The 24,135-nt window shown below is 66.3% G+C and carries 26 protein-coding genes and 1 tRNA gene; 9 read left to right on the plus strand and 18 right to left on the minus strand.

Annotated elements, in window-relative coordinates; translation table 11 throughout:
* The first annotated feature begins 1 nt into the window (after position 1).
* The 3 genes from rsmB to ABE571_RS04140 all read left to right on the plus strand — a co-directional run bounded on the left by rsmB (position 2) and on the right by ABE571_RS04140 (position 4,506).
* Positions 2-1,345: a 16S rRNA (cytosine(967)-C(5))-methyltransferase RsmB gene (gene rsmB / locus ABE571_RS04130; RefSeq protein ID WP_346493233.1), complete on the plus strand. Its 1,344-nt coding sequence runs from the start codon at positions 2-4 to the stop codon at positions 1,343-1,345.
* A gap of 26 nt (positions 1,346-1,371) precedes the next feature.
* A complete protein-coding gene (locus ABE571_RS04135; RefSeq protein WP_346462931.1) occupies positions 1,372-3,093 on the plus strand; it encodes a glycosyltransferase family 39 protein in 1,722 nt (573 codons plus the stop codon).
* Between the two features lie 111 nt (positions 3,094-3,204).
* Positions 3,205-4,506 carry an O-antigen ligase gene (locus ABE571_RS04140; RefSeq protein ID WP_313209059.1) on the plus strand — a complete coding sequence of 434 codons (1,302 nt, stop codon included), beginning with the start codon at positions 3,205-3,207 and terminating at the stop codon, positions 4,504-4,506.
* Here ABE571_RS04140 and ABE571_RS04145 read toward each other — a convergent pair.
* Positions 4,491-5,309, minus strand: coding sequence for a glycosyltransferase family 2 protein (locus ABE571_RS04145; RefSeq protein ID WP_346493234.1), 819 nt, complete (start codon positions 5,307-5,309; stop codon positions 4,491-4,493). The genes ABE571_RS04140 and ABE571_RS04145 overlap by 16 nt on opposite strands.
* On the opposite strand from ABE571_RS04145, the gene ABE571_RS04150 reads away from it, so the two are divergent.
* Entirely contained in the window at positions 5,308-6,366 is a 1,059-nt protein-coding gene (locus ABE571_RS04150) for a CDP-glycerol glycerophosphotransferase family protein (protein WP_313209112.1), read from the plus strand. The two genes, ABE571_RS04145 and ABE571_RS04150, sit on opposite strands and share 2 nt — an antisense overlap.
* Positions 6,367-6,404: 38 nt before the next feature.
* Here ABE571_RS04150 and ABE571_RS04155 read toward each other — a convergent pair whose 3' ends face one another.
* The 4 genes from ABE571_RS04155 to ABE571_RS04170 all read right to left on the minus strand — a co-directional run bounded on the left by ABE571_RS04155 (position 6,405) and on the right by ABE571_RS04170 (position 10,649).
* On the minus strand, positions 6,405-7,922 hold the full coding sequence (locus ABE571_RS04155) for a PH domain-containing protein (protein WP_313209061.1): 1,518 nt from the start codon (positions 7,920-7,922) through the stop codon (positions 6,405-6,407).
* Positions 7,919-8,371: a PH domain-containing protein gene (locus ABE571_RS04160; protein ID WP_313209113.1), complete on the minus strand. Its 453-nt coding sequence runs from the start codon at positions 8,369-8,371 to the stop codon at positions 7,919-7,921. Before ABE571_RS04160 ends, ABE571_RS04155 begins: the two co-directional genes overlap by 4 nt.
* A gap of 158 nt (positions 8,372-8,529) precedes the next feature.
* The gene (ribA, locus tag ABE571_RS04165) at positions 8,530-9,663 is read right to left on the minus strand and encodes a GTP cyclohydrolase II RibA (RefSeq protein ID WP_313209062.1); all 1,134 of its coding nucleotides are present in this window, start codon (positions 9,661-9,663) and stop codon (positions 8,530-8,532) included.
* Positions 9,664-9,731: 68 nt separating this feature from the next.
* Complete coding sequence (locus ABE571_RS04170; protein ID WP_313219504.1) at positions 9,732-10,649, minus strand: lauroyl acyltransferase; 918 nt, start codon at positions 10,647-10,649, stop codon at positions 9,732-9,734.
* A gap of 85 nt (positions 10,650-10,734) precedes the next feature.
* Between ABE571_RS04170 and dtd the strand changes: the two genes are divergently transcribed.
* From dtd to ABE571_RS04190, 4 genes are all read left to right on the plus strand, one after another.
* A complete protein-coding gene (dtd, locus tag ABE571_RS04175; protein WP_313219505.1) occupies positions 10,735-11,175 on the plus strand; it encodes a D-aminoacyl-tRNA deacylase in 441 nt (146 codons plus the stop codon).
* An 89-nt stretch (positions 11,176-11,264) separates the two neighbouring features.
* A complete protein-coding gene (gene rpoD, locus ABE571_RS04180; protein ID WP_121040252.1) occupies positions 11,265-13,112 on the plus strand; it encodes an RNA polymerase sigma factor RpoD in 1,848 nt (615 codons plus the stop codon).
* A gap of 312 nt (positions 13,113-13,424) precedes the next feature.
* A complete protein-coding gene (gene yjjJ / locus ABE571_RS04185; protein ID WP_346493235.1) occupies positions 13,425-14,825 on the plus strand; it encodes a type II toxin-antitoxin system HipA family toxin YjjJ in 1,401 nt (466 codons plus the stop codon).
* 57 nt (positions 14,826-14,882) lie between these two features.
* Positions 14,883-14,958: transfer RNA gene (locus ABE571_RS04190), tRNA-Ile, on the plus strand.
* 68 nt (positions 14,959-15,026) lie between these two features.
* On the opposite strand, the gene ABE571_RS04195 is transcribed toward ABE571_RS04190, so the two are convergent.
* The 13 genes from ABE571_RS04195 to ABE571_RS04255 form a co-directional block, all read right to left on the minus strand.
* Entirely contained in the window at positions 15,027-16,214 is a 1,188-nt protein-coding gene (locus ABE571_RS04195) for an integrase (protein WP_346493236.1), read from the minus strand.
* Positions 16,214-16,432, minus strand: coding sequence for a hypothetical protein (locus ABE571_RS04200; protein ID WP_346493237.1), 219 nt, complete (start codon positions 16,430-16,432; stop codon positions 16,214-16,216). Before ABE571_RS04200 ends, ABE571_RS04195 begins: the two co-directional genes overlap by 1 nt.
* 274 nt (positions 16,433-16,706) lie before the next feature.
* The gene (locus ABE571_RS04205) at positions 16,707-17,492 is read right to left on the minus strand and encodes a hypothetical protein (RefSeq protein WP_346493238.1); all 786 of its coding nucleotides are present in this window, start codon (positions 17,490-17,492) and stop codon (positions 16,707-16,709) included.
* Positions 17,485-17,715: a hypothetical protein gene (locus tag ABE571_RS04210; protein ID WP_346493239.1), complete on the minus strand. Its 231-nt coding sequence runs from the start codon at positions 17,713-17,715 to the stop codon at positions 17,485-17,487. The genes ABE571_RS04205 and ABE571_RS04210 overlap by 8 nt, the downstream gene beginning before the upstream one ends.
* Positions 17,712-17,888 carry a hypothetical protein gene (locus ABE571_RS04215; protein ID WP_346493240.1) on the minus strand — a complete coding sequence of 59 codons (177 nt, stop codon included), beginning with the start codon at positions 17,886-17,888 and terminating at the stop codon, positions 17,712-17,714. Before ABE571_RS04215 ends, ABE571_RS04210 begins: the two co-directional genes overlap by 4 nt.
* Entirely contained in the window at positions 17,881-18,153 is a 273-nt protein-coding gene (locus ABE571_RS04220; protein ID WP_346493241.1) for a hypothetical protein, read from the minus strand. The genes ABE571_RS04215 and ABE571_RS04220 overlap by 8 nt, the downstream gene beginning before the upstream one ends.
* A complete protein-coding gene (locus ABE571_RS04225) occupies positions 18,146-18,571 on the minus strand; it encodes a hypothetical protein (protein WP_346493242.1) in 426 nt (141 codons plus the stop codon). The genes ABE571_RS04220 and ABE571_RS04225 overlap by 8 nt, the downstream gene beginning before the upstream one ends.
* Positions 18,572-18,656: 85 nt before the next feature.
* Positions 18,657-21,359, minus strand: a complete 2,703-nt coding sequence (locus ABE571_RS04230) for a toprim domain-containing protein (protein ID WP_346493243.1) — start codon at positions 21,357-21,359, stop codon at positions 18,657-18,659.
* Between the two features lie 122 nt (positions 21,360-21,481).
* On the minus strand, positions 21,482-21,733 hold the full coding sequence (locus ABE571_RS04235; protein ID WP_346493244.1) for a hypothetical protein: 252 nt from the start codon (positions 21,731-21,733) through the stop codon (positions 21,482-21,484).
* Positions 21,733-22,035 carry a hypothetical protein gene (locus ABE571_RS04240; RefSeq protein WP_346493245.1) on the minus strand — a complete coding sequence of 101 codons (303 nt, stop codon included), beginning with the start codon at positions 22,033-22,035 and terminating at the stop codon, positions 21,733-21,735. The genes ABE571_RS04235 and ABE571_RS04240 overlap by 1 nt, the downstream gene beginning before the upstream one ends.
* Positions 22,035-22,274 carry a hypothetical protein gene (locus ABE571_RS04245; protein WP_346493246.1) on the minus strand — a complete coding sequence of 80 codons (240 nt, stop codon included), beginning with the start codon at positions 22,272-22,274 and terminating at the stop codon, positions 22,035-22,037. The genes ABE571_RS04240 and ABE571_RS04245 overlap by 1 nt, the downstream gene beginning before the upstream one ends.
* Positions 22,275-22,667: 393 nt before the next feature.
* Positions 22,668-23,045: a hypothetical protein gene (locus ABE571_RS04250; protein WP_346493247.1), complete on the minus strand. Its 378-nt coding sequence runs from the start codon at positions 23,043-23,045 to the stop codon at positions 22,668-22,670.
* Positions 23,042-23,353 carry a DNA-binding protein gene (locus ABE571_RS04255; RefSeq protein WP_080341452.1) on the minus strand — a complete coding sequence of 104 codons (312 nt, stop codon included), beginning with the start codon at positions 23,351-23,353 and terminating at the stop codon, positions 23,042-23,044. The genes ABE571_RS04250 and ABE571_RS04255 overlap by 4 nt, the downstream gene beginning before the upstream one ends.
* Before the next feature lie 95 nt (positions 23,354-23,448).
* On the opposite strand from ABE571_RS04255, the gene ABE571_RS04260 reads away from it, so the two are divergent.
* The gene (locus ABE571_RS04260) at positions 23,449-23,886 is read left to right on the plus strand and encodes a helix-turn-helix domain-containing protein (RefSeq protein WP_346493248.1); all 438 of its coding nucleotides are present in this window, start codon (positions 23,449-23,451) and stop codon (positions 23,884-23,886) included.
* Positions 23,887-24,135 lie beyond the last annotated feature (249 nt).

Below are 24,135 nucleotides of genomic sequence, written 5' to 3' on the forward strand. Positions count from 1 at the left end.
CATGACCAACGCGCGTTCCGGCAAGCCTGCAGGCCCCTACACCGCCCATACCGCCCCCGGCGTGCCCACCCGCGTGCTGGCCGCGCGCGTGCTGGCCCAGGTGATCGGCCGCGGCCGTTCGCTCAAGGCCGAACTGGCCACCGCCTTGCCGACCCTGGACGACAGCCGCGACCGCGCGCTGCTGGAGGCGCTGTGCTTTGCCGTGCTGCGTCGCCGTGCCGCGTATGACGCCGCACTGGCGCAATGGATGCCGCGGCCGCTGGGCGTGCGCGAAGACGAACTGCGCGCGCTGCTGCTGGTCGGCTTCGCCCAGCTGGACGCACTGGAGCTGCCGGCGCACGCCGCGCTCTCGGCCACGGTCGACGCTGCGCGTGCGATGGGCCGTGATCGCCAGGCCGGCATGGTCAATGCGCTGCTGCGCCGCGCCCAGCGCGAAGGCATTCCGCCGCTGCCGGCGCGCGATGCCTTCCCGCTGTGGATGGCCGAGAAGATCGAACAGGATTGGCCGGACGAGGCCGACGCGGTGTTCACCGCGAGCCTGCAGGCCGCGCCGCTGTGGCTGCGGGTCAACCGCCAGCACAGCACTCGTGAGGCGATGCTGCAGCAGTTGGCGGCAGCCGGTATCGAGGCTGAAGCATCGCGCGTGGGTGCCGATGCGATCCGCCTGCCAGTGCCGATCGCGGTCTCCGCGCTGCCCGGGTTCGCCGATGGCGCGCTGTCGGTGCAGGATCTGTCTGCCCAGCAGGTGGCCGATGCGCTGGCGCCGCGCCCGGGTTCGCGGGTGCTCGATGCCTGCGCCGCGCCGGGCGGCAAGGCTGCCCATCTGCTGGAGCGCGATCCGACCCTGCAACTGCTGGCGTTGGACATCGATGCGCGCCGGCTCAAGCGCATCAGCGAAACGTTCGCACGCACCGGCGTGGGCCAGAACGCGAAGGTGCTGGCGGGCGATGCAACCGATCCGGCCAGCTGGTGGGACGGGCAGCTGTTCGACACCATCCTGCTGGATGCGCCCTGTTCGGCCACCGGCATCATCCGCCGCCAGCCGGATGTGCTGGCGCATCGCCGCGCGACCGACATCGAGGCGCTGATGGCCTTGCAGGCGCGCCTGCTGGATGCCTGCTGGACGATGCTTACCCCGGGCGGAACCCTGCTGTATGCGACATGCTCGATCCTGCGCGATGAAAACCAGTTCCAGGTCGAAGCCTTCCTGCAGCGCACCCGGGATGCGGGCTTCCTGCCGCTGGGAGAGGCGTATGGCCACGATTCCTGGGCCGGGCGCCAGCGCCTGCCCGGTGAGGACGGTGCTGACGGCTTCTTCTATGCACGTCTGCTAAAGAAGGGTTGAACCGAACCCGGCTAGAATCCCGCCCCATGCTTAAAAACCGCGCATCCCGAGAGTTCTGGCTGCTTGCCCTGATGGCCCTGCTCGTTCTGGGGGCCGGCCTGGGCATGCGTGATCCGTGGCCCTCCGACGAGCCCCGGTTCGCGCTGGTCGCCAAGCAGATGGTGGAGAGCGGGGACTGGCTGTTCCCGCATCGGGGCACCGAGTTGTACTCGGACAAGCCGCCGATGCTGATGTGGTCGCAGGCCGCGCTGTACTCGCTGATCGGCGACTGGCGGGTGGCCTTCCTGCTGCCCTCGCTGCTGGCCGCGCTGGGCACACTGGCCTGCGTCTATGACCTGGGCCGCCGCCTGTGGACGCGGCGGGTCGGGCTGTACGCCGCCTGGGCGCTGCTGTTCGCGCTGCACTTCACCTTCCAGTCCAAGAAAGCCCAGATCGATCCGCTGGTGGTGGTCTTCATCACCCTGGCCAACTACGGCCTGCTGCGGCATCTGCTCAGTGGCCCTGCGTGGCGCTGGTGGTGGCTGGGCTGGTTCGCCGCCGGGCTGGGGGTGATCACCAAGGGCGTGGGCGTCATCGCATTGCTGATGATCGTGCCGGCCGCCGTGGCCTCCGTGCTGGGTTGGCCGCGGGTCAAGCTGCATGTCCGCGACTGGCGGTTCTGGGTCGGGCCGCTGGCCTTCGTGCTGGCGATCGCGCTGTGGCTGGTGCCGATGGTGGTGACCGCACTGGGCAGTGGGTCGGCCGAGTACCGCGCCTATCTGGACGACATCCTGTTCCGGCAGACCGCCAAGCGCTACGCGCAATCCTGGGATCATCATCAGCCATGGTGGTATTTCCTGGGCACGATGCCGTCGATGTGGATCCCGGCCTTCCTGGCGATTCCCTGGGCCATCCCCGCCTGGCGCCGACGCCTGCAGCGCCGCGATGCGCGCTACCTGCTGCCGCTGGTGTGGTGGTTGTTGATCGTGCTGTTCTTCTCGATCCCCAACGGCAAGCGTGACGTCTACATCCTGCCGGCGCTGCCCATGTTCTGCCTGGCGTTGGCACCCCTGCTGCCGGGGCTGCTGCGCAAGCGCACCTTCCAGTGGCTGCTGGGCGGCTTCGTGGCGCTGCTGGCTGCCGGCCTGCTCGGCATCGGCATCTCGATGCTGCTGGGGCAGCCGGGCTTCGAGCGCAAACTGATTCTGGATCGCGGCATCGACACCGCGGTGACCTCCGGCCTGGGCTGGGTCGCGGTCGCGTTGGGCTGCTGGGCGGTGCTCACCCTGTGCATCGCCGGCGTGCGCCGCTTCCATCTGGCCGTGGTGGCGACGCTGACCATGGCCTGGGTAGCGTTCGGGCTGATCGGCTACCCGCTGTTCAATGACTCCAGTTCCGCCCGCGGCCTGATGCTGCAGGTCGGTCAACGCATCGGCCCGGAGGCCGAACTGGGTCTGGTCGCCTGGAAAGAACAGAACCTGCTGATGGCCGACCGTGAGGCCGCCACCTTCGGGTTCAACCGGCGTTGGGACCGGCAACTCGCCGACGGAGTCGCCTGGCAGGCCGCACAGCCGCAGCAGCGTTGGCTGCTGGTCCAGGAGGACGCGCTGCTGGCCTGCGTGGACCGCACCAGCGCCGAACTGGCCGGGGTCGCCAACCGTCGCCGTTGGTGGTTGGTAAGGCCGGGCGACATCCACGGCCCGTGTGTGGCCAGTGCCGAAGAACAGGCGCGCGAACGCGCGCTGCACCGGATCGACGGCGATGAGTGAATTCTGTAATGCTGGCCGCCTCCTCGGGCGGATACCGCAGGTCCGTGGGCGCCGGTCGCGTCCAGTGCAATCACGGGCGTGCATGCCTGCGTGTGGCAATCGAGGTTGGCAATGACGTTCTCCGCTGCATCCGAGCCGGCCACGCCCGTTTCCCTGCCGCCGCTGCAGGGGCGTGCCGGTGTGGCCCATTGGATCGCCACCGTGGGCCTGTTCTGCATGCCCGCGCTGGTGCTGACCCTGCCCCAGAACCTGTTGCCCTACGGCATCCTGTTGCTGCTGAGCACGCTGCTGGCGCCGGATTACCTGTGGCGCGCGCGTGGCCTGGCCGGGCAGCCGGTGAAGGCCCTGACCTGGCTGGTGGTGGCCGCGATTGCCTTTGCGCTGCTCTCGATCTATCTGTTCGAGCAGGGCCTGCGCGACATCGACAACCGCTCGCGGTTCGTGGTGATCCCGTGGATCGCCCTGTGGGTGTGTGCACTGCGGCCGGACATCCGCTGGCTGTGGGGCGGGGCGCTGGCCGGCCTGCTCGGCACCATGGTGCTGTCGATCCTGCAGGTGGCCGGCGGCGCACCACGCGCTGATCTGAGCACCAACGCGATCGTGCTGGCCGACATCGTGCTGGTGCTGATGGTGCTGCTGGTGTTCTGCCGGCCGCACCAGCGCTGGACCTGGGTGATCGTGGGCATGGTCGCCGGTTGCGTGACCATCGTGCTCAGCGGCAGCCGCGGCGTCTGGCTGGCGCTGTTGGCACTGCTGGTGGTGATGGCGATGAGCCTGCGCTGGCGCACCGGTCGTGCGCGCCTGGGCGTGCTGTTGGCGCTGGTGGCGATCGCCGGCACCTTGACCCTCACCATCCCGAGCCTGCGCGAGCAGGTCCGCCTGACCGAGCTCAAGCACGACGTGGTGCGGATGGAGCGCGGTGACAGCGACTCCTCCGCCGGCGCGCGCGTGGAGCGGCTGCAGGTGGCCTATGAAACCTTCCTCGATCACCCGCTGACCGGCGTGGGGATCGGCCATTTCGACAGCGCCATGCAGCGCCTGCCGGTGTGCCGGGATGATCCGAGTGAGCAGCGTTGCCATCTGGGTCACGCGCACAACGATCTGGCCGAGTGGGCCGCGACCCAGGGCGCGCCGGGCCTGCTGTTGCTGCTGGCCATCTACGGCGTGCCGCTATGGGTGTTCACCGGCCTGCACCGGCGCAGCGGCGAGCAGACCTTCCGTGGTCCGGCGGCCGCCGGGATCATGGTGGTGGTGACCTATGTGCTGTGCGGGATCACCCAGTCGATGTTCGCGCATCAGATCACGGCCAGCTTCTACGTCACCATTGTCGGCCTGCTGGCCGGGCTGTCGATCGTCCAGGGGTACACGCGGCGCCTGGCGCTGGCGTCGGCCGGGGCTCAGGCGCCGGGCTGATCCCGCGGCGGGTCGGTGACTGGCTGCCCGTTCTGCAGCATCCACAGCATGATGGTCTTCTGGCGCACGTAATTGGCGCGTACGTAGGCGTAGACCAGGCCGTGCCAGCCATCGCGGAAGCCGCCACGCAGCAGCAGCCCGCGCCAGAACCGCCACGCCGGCGCCAGGATCAGTTTGGGCAGGGTGGCGCGCTTGCCGCGCGCGAACTCGTGCTCGGCCATCATCCGCGCGTAGCGCTGGGTCTTGAGCAGCTGCTGCTCCAGCGAGCGGTAGGGGTAATGGATCAGGTCGCCGCGCAGGGTACCCACCGAACCATCGACGCTGGCCGCCTCATGGATCTCACGCTTGCCGCGCCAGCCGCCATGGCGGCGGTCGAACAGGCGCAGGACCCGGTCCGGGTAGGCATTGCCATGCTTCAGGAACTTGCCGAAGTACGCGGAGAGCCGTGCGAACCGGTAGCCATGGTGGCCGGCGAAGCCGTTGGCCTGGGCGGACAGGATCGCCTCGCGCAGGGTGTCGCTGATGCGCTCGTCGGCGTCCAGACACAGCACCCAGTCATGCGCGGCCTGCTCGACGCAGAACGCCTTCTGGCTGCGGAAGCCATCGAACCGGCGTTGCAGCACCCGCGCCCCGGCGGCCGTCGCGATCGCCACGGTGGCATCGGTGGATTGCGAGTCCACGACGACGATCTCGTCGCAGAAGGCCAGCGAGGCCAGGCAATCGCCGATGCGGTCGGCTTCATTGAACGCGATAATGCAGGCCGAAATGCGAGGCCGTTCAGTGGGAGCGGTCGAGGAGGACATGATGGCCGAGTACCTGCTGTTTGCGACGGAGCGTTATGCGCTGCCCATTCTCGCCCCTCTGGCGCAGGCGTTGCACGCATCCGGTCAATCGGTGTCGGCCTGGTTCGCCGATGGCGCCGCCGGGGCCTCGCTGCCCGGCGTGCCCAATGTGGCCCTGAACGAGGCGCTGACACTGCGCCCGCGCGCGGTGTTCAGCGCCGCCAACTGGGTGCCGCCGTTCATCGCCGGGGCCAAGGTGCAGGTCTTCCACGGCTTCAACGTGCAGAAGCGCGACAGTGCCCGCGGCCACTTCCGGGTGCGCGGTCTGTTCGATCTGTACTGCACCCAGGGCCCGGCCACGACCACCCCGTTCCGCGAGCTGGCCGCGCGCGAGGGCCACTTCGCCGTGGCCGAGACCGGCTGGCCCAAGCTCGATCCGCTGTTCCGCGATGACGGTGGCTTGAGCGCCGGATTGCGCGTGCCGGCACAGGGCCGCCCGGTGATCCTGTTCGGCTCGACCTTCACCGAGCGGCTGAGCGCCGCGCCGCATCTGTACGAGCAGATCGCGGCCGATATCGGCCGCGGCGAGCACTACTGGCTGCTGACCCTGCACCCCAAGTGCGCCCCGGAGCTGTTTGAGCGCTTCCGCGCGCTGGCCGGTGCACATGCGCGCTTCATCGAGCCGGAACAGGTGATGGCCGCGCAGCGCGCCGCCGATGTGCTGGTCTCGGATACCTCCTCGATCGTCTCCGAGTTCATCGTGCAGCACAAACCGGTGGTGACCTTCCGCAACCGGGTCCCGCAGCCGCACATGATCGATTTCGACGACGCCACCCAGCTGCCGGCGATGCTGGCCCAGGCGTTGGATCCAGCGCCCGCCCTGATGGCCGAGATCCGCCGGTACGCGGACACCATCCATCCGTTCCGCGATGGGTATTCCTCCGAGCGGGTGATCGCTGCCACCGAGGATTTCCTGTCCGGTGAACTCGGCACGCTCAAGCGCAAACCGTTCGGTGCGTGGACGCGCGGCCTGCAGATCCGCAAGGATCTCGGGTACTGGGGGCCGGCGAAGCGGTAGCGTCACCAGGTAGATCCACGCCATGCGTGGATGCGCTCCTACCAGCGCAGGCGACGCTTCGCCAACGCGCGGCCCAACTGTTCGTACACCGCACGCGCCTCCGCTTCCGGCAGGTACTGCAGCACCAGCGGCGTGCCCATGCCTGCACCCGCGGTATCCAGCCATACGCTGGCGGTGCCCAGCCGGCGGTCCAGCGGCGAGCGGGTCAGGCGCAGCGCCTGCAGCTTGTCCAGTTCGGCAAAGCGCCACCAGCGCTGCCACCAGCCACCGCGCACGGCGACGTAGTCGTCATCCAGGTGATAGCCGATGCGCGCCATCTGCCGGTGCGCGCGGAACGCCGACCACGGCAGCCATAGCAGCACCAGCGCCCCCCACGGCCCGCCGTACCAGATCGCCGCCGCCGTCAGCAGCGGAACCAGGCACAGCGCGCCCAGGCACAGCCGCCACCAGCCGCGCCTCTGCACCGGCTGCCAGCGCGCCGGCGGCCACTGCAGGTGTGGCAGCAGATGCTGGACCAGCCCATCGCAGACGGCCGGCGTCGCCAGCGGCGCCAGCTCACGCAGGTCGCGGCGCTCGCCTTCGCCGGGGTTGCCTGCAGCAATATCGATACGCAGTTGCCGGCGCTGGAACCAGCGCTGCAGCGCGCTCTCGCGCAATGTCCACGCCTGGATCCGGCGCCGCGCCACGCTGGTGCGCATGCGGGTTAGAAGCCCACTGGCCACGGTCAGCCGGCGCTCGTGCTCACTGAGCCGGAAGCCGTAATAGCGCAGCAGCGCGAGCCCCACCGACAACACCCGCAGCATCACCCAGAAGCCCACCACGGCGACTACCGCGGCCATGGTCCACAGCCACATTCCGGGATGCAGGTGGCTGGCATACCCGAAGGCCTGGCGGCCGCCGGCTTCGATCACATCGGAAACGCTGCCACGCGGGAACAACTGCACCATCGCGCCCAGCACTGCCACCACCACGACCCAGCCGCGGTTGGAGAGCAGGCCGATACGGACCACCTCGCCCGGGCTCAAGGCGAGCAGCACATCCTCGGCCGGTTCGGCCGCAGCGGCTTCGCCCTCGGCCGTGGCCGGCACTGCCTGGCCACGCTGGCGTACCAGGCGTTCCAGTGCGAGCGCCTGATCGAGTTTGAGCACCCGCATTTCCGCTTCGGGGCGATGGCCACCGGCCGATTCCAGCTTCAGCTCGGCCACGCCGAACAGGCGGTGCAACGGGTTCTGGTGGACAACCACGTTGTGGATGCGGGCGAAGGGAATCTCGCGCCGATTGCGCGCGAACACCCCGCTGCGCACGGTGATGGCCGACGCGCCGATCCGATAGCGATAGGTGAGGTACTGCAGCACCGAGTACGCGACCAGCGCCACCACGGCGATCACCGGGCCGAGTGACAGCCACAGCTCATCGCGGTCGCCACGCTGGCCGAACACCACCAGCGCGATCAGCGGTACCAAGCCCTGGCGCAACTGCATCAGCAGCACGAACAGCCACGACCAGGGATGCAGCCGCTGCTCCGGCGCGGCATCAAGCGGCGGCGGGGTACTCACAGCGCGTCGTCGTCCTGGTCCAGCTGGTGCGCCAGGGTGTCGCGCAGGCGCTCGGCATCGGCGCTGTCCAGCCCACTGAGCGTGACCGCACTGAAGCGGCTGCCGGCGGTATGCACGACCAGCGTGCTCAACCCGGCGCTGCGTTCGATCGGCCCACGGCGCAGATCCAGGTGCTGCACGCGCGAGGTCGGTACACGGGTTTCGTTCTGCCAGAGCAGGTCGCGGCGCAGGCCGAGGCCTTGGGCATCCAGCCGCCAATACGTGCGGCGCTGGCGGCGGAACGCGAGGGCCGCACCGATCAACGCGCCGAGTACGACCATGCCGGCCGCACCCCACCAGCGGCCCGGCAGATCAAAGACCACCCAGAGCGTGCCGAGCACGCCGCCGAGCATCAGTGCGCCAGCGATCGCACCACCGAACGCGGCCAGCGAGGCCGAACGCAGCGGCATCGCCTGCCAGTCGGGGGCAGGCGGCAACGGCGGCAGGGGCGGCGGCACGGGAGTGTCGAGGAGATCGGACAAGGCAAGGCGCTCGGCTGGGGAACGGGCCGGGCGCATGCATACAGGTGCAACCGCCCGTGGCGCAGACGGTAGCAGGTTGCCGTGGGCTATTGCGCGGCCTGGATCAGCGCGTCGACATCGAGCAGATGGCCAGCGCGTTCGGCCTTGGTGCGCAGGTACTGCTCGTTCTCGGCGGTGATGTCGCCGGTGACCGGCACGCAGTCGACGACGTCGATGCCGGCATTGCGCAGGCGCTGGGCCTTGGTCGGGTTGTTGCTGAGCAGCTGCACGCGGCTCACGCCCAGGCCCTGCAGCATCGCCACGGCACTGCCGTAGCGGCGCTCATCGGCACCGAAGCCGAGCTGGGCATCGGCGTCGATCGTGTCCAGGCCGTCGTGCTGGTACCCGTAGGCGCGCATCTTCGCGGCGATGCCGGTACCACGGCCTTCCTGGTCCAGGTACAGCAGCACGCCGCCGCCAAGCTCTTTGAGCTTGCGCAGGCCGCGCCGCAGCTGGTCGCCGCAGTCGCACTTGAGCGAGCCGAACAGATCGCCGGTCAGGCAGGAGGAATGCACGCGCACCGGCACCACGGCGGACAGATCCGGGGTGCCCACGATGATCGCGACCTGGTCACGCTGGGCCACGCCGCCGCGGAACACCGCGAATTCGGTCATCCCGACCTCGCGCAGCGGCACCGGCGAGCGGGCCACCAGTTCATACGCATGCGCGGCCTGTTCGGCGCCCTGGCTCAGGTCGCACAGCGAGACCTGCGCACAGTCGTCGAAGCGGCGGTCATCGGCGGTCAGCAGCACGCCGACCATCGCCGGCAACAGCAGGCCGAGGCGGGCGATCTCCACCGCGCCATCGTCCAGCGCTTCGCCACCGGTCCAGCCCGGCGGCATCGCACCCGGGTCGCGCAGGTAGCTGAGCGAGGGCAGGGCATCGAAGTCGATGCCGGCCAGCGGCACGCGCGCGCCACGTTCGGCACTTACCCCGAGCACGCGGGCGCGGGTGGCGGTGAGGAACAGGTAGTGGCGATCTTCCGCGGCCGCCGCAAAGGCGCTGAAGCTGGTGCGGGTGCTGCTGTCCAGTGCGATGAACGCCAGGCGCTGGCCGTGGCCATCGTCGATCACCACCGGGCGGCCGGCACGCAGTTCGGCCACCGCGCGCTCGCAGCGGATCGCGGCCGGGTCGCCGAACAGGGAAGAAGCAGGGGACATGTCAGGGGCCGTGGGGGACATCGTGGTTTCCACAGTGGGGACGGATCGCGGCGATTCAATCGCTCCAAGGGCGCGACGCTGCGTCGCAGTCAGTGCGGATGGTCCTCGGTGGCATAGGGATCGTCCTCGCCGCTCTGCGGTGGGCGCAGCGTATAGCGCTTGTAGGTCCACTGATACTGCGCCGGATCGCGCCGGGCGATGCGCTCGATGCCGGCATTGAGGGCGGTGGCGGCGGTGCGCGGGTCGGGATCGGCCACGGCAGGCGAGGTGGCTTCAATATGCAGGGCGAACTCCATGCCCGGGCCGATCCGCTCGCACCAGCCGTACAGCACGGTCGCCCCGGTGCGCTCGGCCAGCCGGTTGACCAGGGTCATGGTCAGCGCCTCTACCCCGAAGAACGGCGCGAACACGCCGTCGCCGGCCTTGGGCTGCTGGTCGGGCAGGATGCCGGTGGCGCCGCCGTCCTTGAGCACCTTGAACAACTGGCGCACGGCCGGGCCTTCGGCGCGCACCTGCTGCACGTTGTCGCCGCCGCGGACCAGCTGCAGGAAGGCATCGCCCACTTCCTCATCCGGCGCCTTGTAGACGATCGCGATCGGCCCGCGCGAGGCCAGCCACTGGTTGAGCAGCTCCCAGTTGCCGTAATGCGGGGCCGCCACGATCACGCCCTTGCCGGCGGCCAGGGCTGCGTCGTACAGCGCCTCGCCGTGGCGCTCGGTCAGGCGGGCCAGGTTGCGATCACGTGGCTGGGTCCACAGGCGCAGGGTCTCGATGGCCTGCAGCGCGGTCGAGCGCAGCACCTCGCGGTGGAGCACGGTGCGCTCGGCCTCGCCCATCTCGGGGTAGGCCAGCTCGAGGTTGCGACGGGTGACGCGGCTCTCACGGGCATTGAGACGTATCCACAGCCAGGCCAGCAGGGAGGCGAAGGCACGCAGCCAGGACCAGGGCAGGCGGGTGAACAGGGCAGCGGCGCGGTAGGCCAGGCGGGCAGTGGTGTGCGGTTTCATCACTGCAAAGTCTAGCCGCTGGCGGCCAGCCTGTCGGCGCGCGGGCGCGTTAAGGTAGTCCGCCTTCAGTTGCGGAGCCCTGCCCATGCTTGTTCTGATCCAGCGCGTCAGCGAGGCCAGCGTCCGTGTCGAGGGGGCCGTGATCGGCCAGATCGGGCACGGTCTGCTGGCCCTGGTGGGCATGGAACCGGGCGACACCGAGGCCCAGATCGGGCGCATGGCCGATCGCCTGCTTGGTTACCGTGTGTTTGGCGATGAGGCCGGAAAAATGAACCGGTCGCTGCGTGATACCGGCGGCGGATTGCTGCTGGTCAGCCAATTCACCCTGGCGGCCGACACATCCAGCGGGATGCGGCCGGGCTTCAGTACCGCCGCGCCGCCGGCGGAGGCTGAACGCGGATTCAACCGACTGGTCGAGATCTGCAGACAAAAACACGCCCCGGGGGTGGAAACCGGCCAGTTTGGTGCCCATATGGTTGTCAGCCTGGTCAACGATGGTCCAGTGACCTTCCTGCTCAGACCCTAGCCCCGGGACCACCGCCCGGGAACGCGGGGCGCCGGGCTGGTATAATGCTAGGTTCTATTCCCTCTCCCAGCCGGTGGCGCGAGCACTACATGGCCAACGAACGTCCTGCCCAGCAAAACGACATCAAGCTTCTGATCAGCAAGGGCCTGGAACAGGGCTACCTGACCTACGCCGAAGTCAATGATCACCTGCCCGACGACATCGTCGATCCGGAGCAGATTGAAGACATCATCGGCATGATCAACGGCATGGGCATCGATGTCCATGAAGTTGCTCCCGATGCAGAAACCCTGTTGCTCAACGATGGCAACACCGGCAACCGCGAAGTCGATGACACCGCGGCCGAAGAAGCTGCCGCCGCGCTGAGCGCGCTCGACACCGAAGGTGGTCGCACCACCGACCCGGTGCGCATGTATATGCGCGAAATGGGTACCGTCGAGCTGCTGACCCGCGAAGGCGAAATCGCCATCGCCAAGCGCATCGAAGAAGGTCTGGGCCAGGTCCAGGCCGCACTCGGCACCTTCCCGGTGTCGGTGGAATCGCTGCTGGCCGACTACGACGCGCACAAGGAAGGCAAGAAGCGCCTGGCCGAAGTGATCGTCGGCTTCAACGACCTCGTCGAAGAAGTCCCGGCCCCGGCCGTGGCCGAAGACACCAGCGACGACGCTGACGATGACGCCGATGAAGAAGATGACGGCGACGACGTCGAGGAAGAGGCCGGCCCGACCGGTCCGGATCCGGAAGAAGTCGCACGCCGCATGCAGGCCCTGAGCGACGCGTACACCGCGTTCAAGAAGGCCGCTGCCAAGGGCGACCGCAAGCCGCTGGCCAAGCTGCGCGACGACATGGCCGCCGTGTTCGTGACCCTGAAGCTGCCGTTGCCGCTGACCGATGTGCTGGTCAAGCAGCTGCGCGACGTCATGGCCTCGATCAAGTCCCACGAACGCCGCGTGCTGAACCTGGCGACCGTGACCGCGCGCATGCCGCGCAAGGACTTCATCCGCTCGTGGGAAGGCAACCAGACCAACCTGGAGTGGGTGGAAGACGCACTGAAGCGCAAGCAGAAGTGGTCCTCGGCCCTGCGTGACGTGAAGGATCAGATCATCGCCGAACAGCAGGCGACGATCGACATCGAGAAGACCACCTGGCTGGAACTGGACGAGCTGAAGGAAATCAGCCGCGCCATGGCCTACGGTGAAGCGCGTGCGCGCAAGGCCAAGAAGGAAATGGTCGAAGCCAACCTGCGCCTGGTCATCTCGATCGCCAAGAAGTACACCAACCGCGGCCTGCAGTTCCTCGACCTCATCCAGGAAGGCAACATCGGCCTGATGAAGGCCGTGGACAAGTTCGAATACCGCCGTGGTTACAAGTTCTCCACGTATGCGACCTGGTGGATCCGCCAGGCCATCACCCGTTCGATCGCCGATCAGGCGCGCACCATCCGTATCCCGGTGCACATGATCGAAACGATCAACAAGTTGAACCGCATTTCCCGTCAGATGCTCCAGCAGTATGGCCGCGAGGCTACGCCGGAGGAGCTGGCCAAGGAAATGGACATGCCGGAAGACAAGATCCGCAAGGTGATGAAGATCGCCAAGGAGCCGATCTCGATGGAAACCCCGATCGGCGACGACGAGGATTCCCATCTGGGCGACTTCATCGAGGACACCAACGTGGAGTCCCCGATCGAGAACACCACCAACATCAACTTGTCTGAAACCGTGCGTGACGTGCTGGCCGGCCTCACCCCGAGGGAAGCCAAGGTGCTGCGCATGCGCTTCGGCATCGACATGAACACCGACCACACCCTCGAGGAAGTCGGCAAGCAGTTCGATGTCACCCGTGAGCGCATCCGCCAGATCGAAGCCAAGGCGCTGCGCAAGCTGCGTCACCCGAGCCGGTCCGAGCAGCTGCGCAGCTTCCTGGATATCGATTGATCGATACCGGCGCATCGCGTTGAAACCCGACAAACCCCGCGCAAGCGGGGTTTGTTTTTTGGGGCGGGTGGCGGCGCGTGGTGTACTCGAGCCTAGCGGCGGCGCAGCGGATGGAGGGGTGTTCGAAGGGGTCGGGATCGCTAGGCTGATTTGGTAATTTCGTTGCGTGTTTCGTAACTTAATTACGGATTTTTTCTCGGTGTTATCCGGGATGATGTTATTTCAATCAATGGCTTATATGTTTAATTGGGTTGCGGTTCGCCGAAGATTGGCGTATAGATTTGTAACTTAACTCGTCCCGAAACTCAGGCCATGGCCCGTCCCCGTACCGTCCAGCTCCAGACGCTGTTCGACAACCTGCCTGCCGGCGAGGTCGTATCAGCTGCCGATCTCGTCGATCGCCTGGGGGTTACCCGGACAACCTTGAGTCGTCTTGCCGCCGAGGCCGGGGACCGCCTGGTGCGACTTGGCCGCGCCCGCGCCACGGCCTATGCCGTCCGCCAGCAGACCGCCGCGGGCAGCGAGTGGCCGCTGTTCCGGCTGGGGCCGGACGCCACCCTTGAAGAACTGGGCACGGTCGTGGCACTCACGGGCGAGACCTTCCACGTGGCGACCACCGCCGCACGCCCCAATCTGACCCGTTCGCCAGACGAGACCGTCGACGGCCACTTCCCGGAGCTGCCGTGGTACCTGGACGACCTGCGCCCGCAGGGCTTCCTCGGTCGCACCTTCGCGCATCGTCGCGGGCGTGACCTGGGCGTCCCCGACGACCTCAATCGATGGCAATTGGGTGACACCCTGCAGGCGCTTGTGCGTGCAGGCGGCACCGAGATCGGTGATCTCCTGCTGGGCGGCGATGCCGTGCAGATGGCGTTGCGCGCGCTCGACGCGCCTGGCGATCACGTCCTGGCCGCGCAGCGCGCACGTCGTTATCCCGAGCGCGCGGCGGCGGCACTGGAAGGCGAAGACGTCGGATCGTCGCCGGGGGGCGAGCAACCGAAGTTCACTGCCACGGTGGAGCATGAGGGAGGGCGCTATGCGGCGCTGGTGAAGTTCGGGCAGCCCACCGCAGGCGAGGCCGCAGAACGCTGGGCAGACCTGCTGGTCTGCGAGCACCTCGCCCTGCAGTGCCTGCGCGACGCCGGCGTGCCGGCAGCGGTGTCCGAGATACTCCAGACCGACACGCATACGTTCCTGGAGGTGCAGCGCTTCGACCGCACCCTCGACGTGCTGGGCCGGCGCGGCTTCGTCTCGCTGCTGGCGCTGTCCTCGGCCTTCGTCGGTGACGTGACCGTGGACTGGGGGACCGCCGCCGACGCGCTGCTGACGCAGGGCTGGGTCGATCGCGACGCGCAGGCCGCGATGGGAAGGCTGCACGCGTTCGGCCGACTCATCGGCAACAGCGACATGCATCAGGGCAATCTGGGTTTCCACCTGGTCGACCGCGGCCCGCTGCCGTTGGCGCCCGCGTATGACATGCTGCCGATGTCACTGGCACCCTCGCGCACAGGGGTGCTGCGTGCGGCTGCGCCGCTTGACTCCATCGCGCCGGAGCGCAGCGGCCAGCTCGCACACCTGCACTGGGCAGCGCCGCTGGCAGTGGACTACTGGCAACGTGTGGCCGGTTCGGCGCTGCTGCGCTCGGGCGTGCTGCGTGACCTGGCGGCGGAGAATGCGCGTCGGGTGCAGGCGATGGGGCAGCGTTTCGGCTGATGTGACGGTCTGCAGTGGAAAGCGCCTGCGGGCCTCCACTACACTGTGCGGCCGCAAGGGCCTATAGCTCAACGGTTAGAGCAGAGGACTCATAATCCTTTGGTTGAAGGTTCGAATCCTTCTGGGCCCACCAAAGAAATCAGGCACTTAGGGTTTCCCCGAAGTGCCTGATAAGAGCTAGCGGAACAATGACCGGAAAAATTAGCGGCGTCGTGGAGGTTTCACGACGGGCAGAGCGTGGTCGTAGCGCCCTGTCGTCGTGGGCGACTGATGGCCCGCCGCATCCTGCTTGTCGCCACGGTTGCCTACGGTATCTGTGACACCTCGGTGCTTCAGGCCATGCAGCGAGAAGCGATCCAGTTTCTCGATGACACCCTCGCGCATGGCCATGGTGATGAAGCGCTGCCAGGCGCTTTCCAGCGACGACTTTGCCATCGGGTTGCCCGTCTGCTCGACCAGTAGAACGCGATGCTCGGGCCTCAGCGGCACAGCGAAGTTCCGGCCCTCGCGATTCCATATCGCGCTGCGGCGCGCGGCCAGTTCTTCCCAGGCGGCAGTCATCGCGTCATCCCACTCGGTCACGGAATCGCGGGATCCCTTTCTGCGTTGGCCATGGACGCCCTCTTGTAGCCGGTGGGCGTCCGTCAGTGTGCATACCTCGATGCCACGCAGTCGCGCACTGTAGGCCAGCACCATGACCGGGGCGATGTACGCAGGGCAGCTGCCCTTCGTGTGCGATGGAAACGCGCCGCGCTCTCGTGCGAACGCCAGGACAACGTCGTAGGCGTCTGGCGTTGGCATGCGGTGTTGCTTGGCCTCTTTGGCCTGTCGAACGCCGGCGGCGGGGTTGTGGGTGCAGTGTCCGTTGCGGACGCCCCACGCGAGCGTGCGGCGCAGATAGCGAAACAGGTGATTGGCCTTGCTGGGTGTCGCGGGCAGCGACGGCTGCTGGCGATTGGCCGGCCGCCCCATCGCGAACACCTCGACCAGACGTTGCACCACCGGCGTAGTGATCCGTTCGACCTGCACGTCGCCCAGACTGCTGCCATCTCGGCGAACGTAGGCTGACAACGCGTCAGCGTAGCGCCGGTAGTCAGCCTGGGTGCCGATGGTCAGCTCTTTGAATTCCATGGATTCGTGGAAGCGGTCGAACAGGTAGCGCAAGGTGCCTCGCTGATGCCCGTTGACCTGGGCCTCAACGATGGCGTGCAGATCCGAAAGCCTCGCGCTTCGATAGGCAACGGTCTTTCGGACACGTCGCCCACCTTCAGCGTGCGGGGTGTAGATGAACCAGCGCCCGTCGTGCCAGTAAATCCCGCGCGGCAGCGCGAGCTGGTCGATATGTGCCGGAATATCCGGGTTGAACTTGCGCTTCCTGCCGACACCCATCAGATCAAATCCTCTTCGCGTTCCATCTCAGGGCCAGCACTTCCCAGCCCAAGGGCGGCGTTGAGCGCCGCCCCGGTGGTCCATATGCCGCCTTGTGCGTCGTACTTGTACCGGATTCCCTCACGGTCTGCCCAACGACAGACCGTGGAGATCCTTGGCGCCGGCCCTGCAGGGCGGCACAGCCGCTGCAGGGCGGAGAAGGGCACAACCTGCTGCATTACGCCGGACCTCCCGTCAGCCGCAGCCCCAGCTGCACCACATTGCTTGCCTCGGCCGGCGTTGACGCGTCGCCCGGCCGGAACCCGTGCATCTTGTGCCAGTGCGCCCAGGCGAGGTCAAAGCTTGGGCACCTCGCGGTGGCGCTGCAGCGGCATTCGATGAAGTGGCCACCCTTCGATTCCGACCGTCGCGCGTCGACCATGTAGCGGGCTTTGTGGTCATTCGGACACCTCGGCAGCGAACGCGCGGGGGAGTGTTCGCGAAGCGTGATTTTCATCCGCGCAGCCCTCGTTGATCCGACTCACTTTGTAGGGGTTCCTCGCAGAAAATTCCGCAATCGAAGTTCATTGACTTCATCGCCCCCCCCTTGTCGGTGACCTTCAGTTCGTCGAGGAAAACCCGCTTGCCTTTGACCTTGACCACGCGAGCGCCGAGCCGCCGCGACTGCTCGGCGCGTTCAGCGAACACGGCGGGATCGTGCTTTCGCACATGATTCCAGTAGGTCGGCGACTGAGATTTAACGCAGCCTATGCAGTTTGCGTTGGGGTATCCGCGCCGATAGATGGCCGGCAAGGACAGGCCCGCGGCCATAAGCAGCGCCGCGCAGTCGGGCTTCGTCAAGCCGGCGTCGATCAGCACCGGCAGAACGTTCTCGCGCTCGCCTTGTACAAACCGCTCATGGCGGCCGCGTTCTTCCACGGTGAAGCCCAGGACGTGGAAGTCTGGCTTGTTTACCAGTTCCCACGCCTGCCTAGCCCGCTTCTTGAGAGCGCGGGTACAAGGTGCGCCCGCAACTCCGGCCATGCAACGCTCGCGCTCCCACACGTCCACGGCATCGCAGCTGGGGAATTTCGGATTGATGGCATGCTCGACCTCAACTCCCAGCCATGCGGCAACATCGCGGGCGAAGCGCAGATTGTCGGGGTCTTCGTTCACAACCGGGTTGTTCACCACGCGAACATCATGGGTCGCCGCATAGCGCTGCAGGGTCAGTTTGGCCGCTACGGCACTCGCAGCGCCGCAGGAGAACCACACTGCGATCATCGGACGCTTACTCATTGGCGAAACCCTCCGCGACGCTGCGCGCGGCATCGGCCAAGTGCGGGATCGTTTCCTCGTCGATGCGATCAAGCGCCTGGGCGATGGTGTAGTCCATCTCGGTCAGCCAGTCGTGCCGGTTCAGCACCAGAGCAGCGGTGAGCGCCTCACCAGTGGAAAGCGGGCCGGTGCCGTCGTTGCGCATGGCGTACAGAGCCACCTGAATCACGCGATCAAGGTTCATGCTGCACTCCCTGCGCGGCGCACAGCCATCTGCGGGCGACGACGAAGCCGCTGCGGGATCTGGCCAACAGCCAACCCGCTGTGACGGCGGCGGGCCGGCCGGGTCGACCAGAGGTGGTGGAGCAGTGCGCCGCCGGCGGCGGGACCGATCAGGATCAGCAGCAGCTCAGCCATGGGCCACCTCCTTGGTGTTCACGCCGATGGCGGCCAGTGCATGGCTGACGTGGACGACTTTGGTGCCGAGCAGGTTCGCCGCCCGCTGGGCGTACGGCTGGCTGCACGACAGGTACAGGAAGCCCTGCCGCTGCAGGCGCTCTCCCATCAGCTGGACGTCTTCGAGGTCGATCACCTGCCGCAGGCCCAGGTTCTCCGCAATGGCAGCACCGTGGAGGCTCTTGCCGCTGCCCTGGGGGCCGTACAGCACGACGGACTTAGCCATTGGCCACCTCCTGGGCGGTCTGGGCCACAGCTGCCTGCGTGGCCTTGCGCCCGGGCAGCATATTGGCCACCTCGAATGGGAAGGGGAGGCGGTCGGCGAGCTTGGCCAACTCGGCCGAGATCCAGTCGGCGTCCTGGGCGAATTCCTCGCTGCCCTTCGTGACCACCCAGCCGCTCCTGTTGCCCTTGCGGCGCTCCAGCACCCGCTGCGCGATCTTGGTCGTACCCATGTTCAGGGTCGCCGTGGCGATCACCTGGTTGTGGGTCACGTGCAGCACCAGGGTGGCGCTGCACTCTTCCCCGTTCCCCCTCTCAATCCCCTCATTCCCCGCACCCGTGATAGCCTCCGCCCTTGGTCCGGTGCTGGAATCCAGCGGAGATGTGGGGGTGGCTGCGGCTTCGCCGTTCATCTTTTGCATTGCTCTCTCCTGAGCTTCTGTTGGTAGATGGCCTTCGGGGTGGTGTTGGCGCACCGCCCGCCGGACCGCTTTGTTACACGTCGCCTTACTTCGCTTTGAATACCCAGCACTTCACTGTGATGCTGTTGCCGAGAATGGTGTTGCGGATGTTGCTGTTCACTGCGGTGTTGACGCTGATCAGCTTGTAGCGCCGTGAATCGACCAGGTGCTTACGCAGGTCAACCAGATCAGGTACTGCCTGACCATGCCTACTGGCCTTGGCCACGAACTCGTTGAGGTTGATGGCGATCTTGTGCGGGTCGCGCGAGTGGTTGAGTTTCGCTTCCTTGCCGTCGCCAAGACCTTCGAGGTACTCGTAGGTCTCCCAGAACTCGTTGACGATCTTGTGGTCGGCGCTGATGGCCATCTGGCGTTCCATGGCGGCTGCCACCAGGGCATCACGCGTAGCCACAACCATGTGCTCGGGGATATCGATCACATCGCGCAGGCAGTCCAGCAGCGAGAGCATCTGCGCGTGGTTCTTGATCACGCGCTCCAGCCGCAGATCGGTCTTCTCGCGTAGCCGGGCCTCGAAGTAGGTCACGCGTTCCTTGAACTTCTTGAGCACTTGGCCCTCGGAGCGCACCGCCTTGATCAGGAAGTGGCTGAGGTCTTCCACCTGCAGCGCATTGAGGTTGTCGGCCGCGATGCGGCTCTCTGCGGTGACGGTCGGCTTGCGGAAGTGCAGCTTGACGATACGGGTCAGGATCGCTTCGCTGGCATCGACCGCAGCGTTCTGGCTGATGACGATGGTGCCCCGGAACGGCGGCTCGTAGGTGTCATTGCCACCATTGCGCACGCCGCGCGTGGCCAGGGTGCCGCCGCCGAAGTAGTCCTTCAGCTCATCCCACTCGAACGACTTGGAATGCGCCTTGTCGGGCGTATCGCGGTCGGCCTCGAGCAGCACTACCGGCATTCCGGAGATCTGGCCCATGGCACGTGCGCGGCCCGCCTTCGAGGACTTGGCCGGGTCGAAGCCCTCATAGTCGCTGCGGGCGAGCAGCTTCCACAGGAAGGTCAGCAGCGTGGTCTTGCCCGCGCCCGCCTCGCCGGTGGCTTCGAGGAAGGGGAAGGATTTGTGGGCGCTGCGGATCTGGTTGGCGAACAGCGAGCCGAACCAGAACGTCAGGGCGATCATGCCGTGTGTGCCGAAGCACAACCACAGCCATTCCAGCCACTCGGTCCGGAACGCTTCGGCATCACGCTGGATGTCCATGCGGATGGACTTCTGGGTGGTCTTCAGCCGCAGCTTGTTGAACTCAAAGTAGTCCTCTGCATTTGCCAGGCTGATCTCGCCATTGCGCACCGCGATGTCGCCGAAGATGTAGGCGCCGTGGTCCGGGCTGTACCCAACGAAGTCGACCGTATCGACCGTTTTGATGTTGAACAGCTGGTCTTCCATCATGCGGTCCAGCTGGTGGCCCGAGCCACTGAACACAGCACCCTGAGCCAAGCTGATGATCCGCTTCTTGAACTCCGTGGAGCTGGCCACCTGGGGGCCGGTGAAGGTGCCCTTGACCGAGGGCGCGTCGTGGGGGAAGTCCACGCGGAAGAAGTACCAGCTTTCATCGGTGGCCTCATGGCGCTGGAAGTACAGCGCTTCCGGGTAGCAGTTGGCGATCTGGCGCACAGATGCAGCGGCGCGCTGGATCTTGGCGACTTCTTCGGCCTCCAGTTCGTCGTCGTCGCTCAGGTCACGATCAACGGCGCGATCACGGCACAGCTTCTCGAACCGCTGCGGGTCGAACTCGAACCAGTACAGGCGCGAGTGGTGCTCCAGGTGGAACTCGGTCTGCTTGTCGTGGCCGTAGACGATCAGACCCTTGTCCATGGCCGTGCGCGCCATGAGCAGGTCGCCTTGGTAGCGAGCCTCGACCAGGTCGGCGTCCCACTGTGCCTGCTGGTCATCGGCGGCCAAGGCACGCAGGTGCAGGTCATTCCAGTCGGTCTTCTTGCCATCCCGCTGAACGATCTGCGCTGCCTTGCACTTGAAGCCGAGCTTCTCGGCGCGCTTGGCGTGGCGCTGGATGTACGCGCGTGCGCCTGGCTCATTGTCCAAGGCCCAGATCAGGGTTGGCAGGTTGCCTGGGCGAGAGTCGGCCAGCTCACGGAGCGAAGCCTCCGGGTAGGCGTTGCTGGACATGGCCGACACGGCGCAGTTCCCGCGCTGCAGGTGCGAGATCGCGTCGAAGATGCCCTCCACGATCCACACTTCGCGTGCGTCACGCATAGCGGTGATGGCGGCAGGCGCAGCCCACCACACACCGGCGTAGCTCTGTCCAGGCGCGAAGCGGGCCTTCTGCTTGCCGAAGCGGTGGGGGCGGTCGATCAGCCGCTCCCACCAGCCGCCCTTGGCCAGCGGGAAGCGCACGGTGGCGGTACCGGCGGTGATCCGCCGGTCGTAGTAGTTGTCCTGCGTGTAAAGGCCCTGCAGGGGCCGAAGATCGAAGCCGCGCGCCGTCAGCAGGTAGGCATCGGCCGCCGCGTTGGGCTTGGCCTCGGTCTGGACATGGCGCTTGGAATAATCATCGAACAGGTCGTCATAGAGATCTTTGACGAACACTTCCTGGCCGCACTTGGCCTGACGACCACAGCGCAGCACCCACGGCTTGGAATAGCTCGTGTAGAGCTCCTTCTTTCCGCAGTGGGGGCACTTGCCCCCGCGCATGTAGTCGGTGCTGCTGCGGTGCTTCAGGCCGTAGTCCCGCTCCACGCGCTGCAGGACTTGCTGGCGGATGTCTTCTTGCATGGCCAGGTCAGCCTTTCGCCGCGGATGAAGCGGTGGTGTTGGGGTGGTGCATGGCTCTCTCCTGAGCGGGGTGTCCTGGTGCCAGCGGCGTTGGCGCGCCGCTGGACCAAGGCGGTACTGACTTATTCGTCTACGGGGGTGGAACGGCTGAGGATTCCGCGCAGGTCGTCGGAGATGTACTCAGCGACGGCCGACGTATGGTCGGCTGTGATGCCCAGCACCTTCGCGGCCTCGGCCGGGAGCGCAGCGAGCAGCTCCACTGCGTAGGCAATGCGCCAGAGCCGGTCGTAGTCGTCGCTCGTGACAACCTGAGCGTGGTCTGCCGGAACCGGGCCGGGATTACGCAGGGGAGGGAGGTGGTTGCGCTTGTCCATCAATTCACTCCGGTCGGGGTGCTGCCGCCGTTGCGGAGCCACGTAAGGAATCGCTCCGCCTCGCCGGCGGCGAGCAGGTACACCATCGAGCCGCATTGCAGGCTATGGGTGGCTGCAGCGCGGATACTGCTGGTGGTGTGCGCCGAAACGGTCAAGGCTGCATCGCTGGCGAGGTGTACGAGGGCCAGATACAGCATGCCGCGCTGGTCGAAGGAGCAGCGCAGGGCGACGCCGGGAACAGGCGTATCCAGTTCAATCACCGGGCGCAGCGCAGGCGCGACGTGCACAGATGGTGTAGCCATCAGTGTTTCCCCCGGGCGCCGCTGACATCGCCACTACGGGCTTGCTGCTGCGCCGTGTACGCGGCCAGCACGTCGGCCAAGGTGAGCGCCATGGGGCTCTTCCCGCTGGCCTCCAAGCGCACGATCAGCGCCTGGTAGTCGGCATGGGGCCATTCAAGGGTGTCGGCGATGAAGCCGAAGACAAGCGAGATCTGACGCGCCGGGCTGGAGCCGGGCGTGGGATGGGCGTCATGCGCCATTGAGACGTCTCCTGTTGACGAGATCGTAAATCTCGGGGAGACGTTCTTACGCGCCGCACCGAGGTGTCGGGAGGTTAAGAACCGGTCAACAGTCCGGCCAGCAGCTTTCCCCTTGCGGGTGTTGTATCGCTGCCGCCTCCCGACGTAGAAGACGTCGGTGCACTCGTTTTGCAGGCGCAAAAAAACCGCAAAGCTGACGGGTGCGGGTACCGCTGTTGACTCGGAGTTCTTAAGCTCCTTGCGGCAAACTCTGCTCTCCATGCCCAAGGAAGTCAAGGGGGAATGAGGGAAAGTGTGGGAACGGTTTTCAAGGGGCAGAACGTTCAAGCGCAGTACTCCGTCACCGTCGGCACGGCCGACAGACCAGCAATAGGGAAACGTTGGATCTGACCGCTAGGGCGCGGCGGGTTGATGCGCCCGTTGGTCGTTGATGCTCATGGATTCTTGCCGGGTGCTTTCAACAACCGCGATTGCATCGAGCATGTCCAGTTGCCTGGAGCCATGCTCAAGCTTCCAGGCCATCTGCAGCATCGCCCGCTGGTAGGCCGGCGTAGGCGGCAGCTCGCACGACGGTGCATCCGGAATGCCGCTGGGGCTTGCGATGCTGGTCAGCTCGGAGATACCGGCATAGCTTGCCCCGCACAGCGGGTTCGGACACACCCACACATCCGAACGCAGATGGCGGTGCTGCAGTCGGCTGGTGCGCTTGATCAAGGCCGTGTCGCAGGCTTCGCAGCAGAAGGTCGCGCGGCCGCTGGTTGGAGCGCTCATTTCTTCTTCGCGCTCCCGGCCCTCGCCCCGCCAGCTTTACCAGCCTTGGCGCCACGCGTGGGGGTCTGGCGGGAAGTGGGGGGATTTGTGCAAGAATTGGGGTCGCGCTTGATGCCCAACGCAACGGCTGCTTCGTGCGACTTGCCGAAGTTCCCCTTGCCCACGCCCCGAAGCGCGTCGTTGACCGCGTGGCGATCCAAGCCGTTCTGCCGAGCGAACTCAACGACGGTGATGCCGTTGTCGCGGAGATGCTGACGGGCTTGCTCTGGTGTGCGTAGCTTCTTTACACCAGTCCGTTTTGCAGCCATTCCGTTTCCCCTGTGTAAAAGCTAGGTGATGTGTTAGTGAAACTTCTTTCACCAATGTTGGTGAAAGATCATTCACCTGTCAAGGAGATTTGAGCGTGAGTGTGGGCACAAGGCTGAAGGAAGAAAGGAAGCGACTGGGCCTTACCCAGGAGGTGATGGCTGTGGCGTGCGGAGTGACCAAGCGCACCCAGATCTTTTACGAGCAGGACAGTGTCGGCGCGAGTGCGTCCTACCTCGCTGCGGCCCATGAATTAGGCACAGATGTTGCATACGTATTGACCGGCAACCGCGAGCGCCTGGCACCGGCCGACGTGGAGCTGCTGGACGCCTGGCGCGCTGCGCCCGCTCCGGCCCGTGCTGCCGCGTTGTCGGCATTGACCGGCAGCGTGTCTCACGCCAGCGCCCTTGGCGCCGCCCCACGCACGACCTTTACTGACACCAGTATCGGCCAGCAGTTCAGCGGCGATGTGGATCTGCGCAATCAGAAGCTGACCGTCAAGGGCAGCGGCGCAACCAAGAAGCCCGCCCGCTAACTTTTTTTCTGGCCACAACCCGGTTAACTGCACTCCAACAGGGGGCGCTCGATGCGCCATGGAGTGTTAAGGACTATGCGTTGTGGCAGTACGGATGAAGGCATGTCGGCAGGTTGCCGATGCGGCAGTACCACGGTGTTTGAGGGTGCAACCATCGGACAGGTGTTCACGGGGCACGTGGTGTTTCGTTGTCCGACTTCTCCGCAAGAGAGCGGTTTGCTGGAAAGAGTTTGTAGCGTAACAATTGCA

It is taken from the genome of Stenotrophomonas sp. TWI273, from assembly GCF_039674765.1.
Taxonomy (GTDB): domain Bacteria; phylum Pseudomonadota; class Gammaproteobacteria; order Xanthomonadales; family Xanthomonadaceae; genus Stenotrophomonas.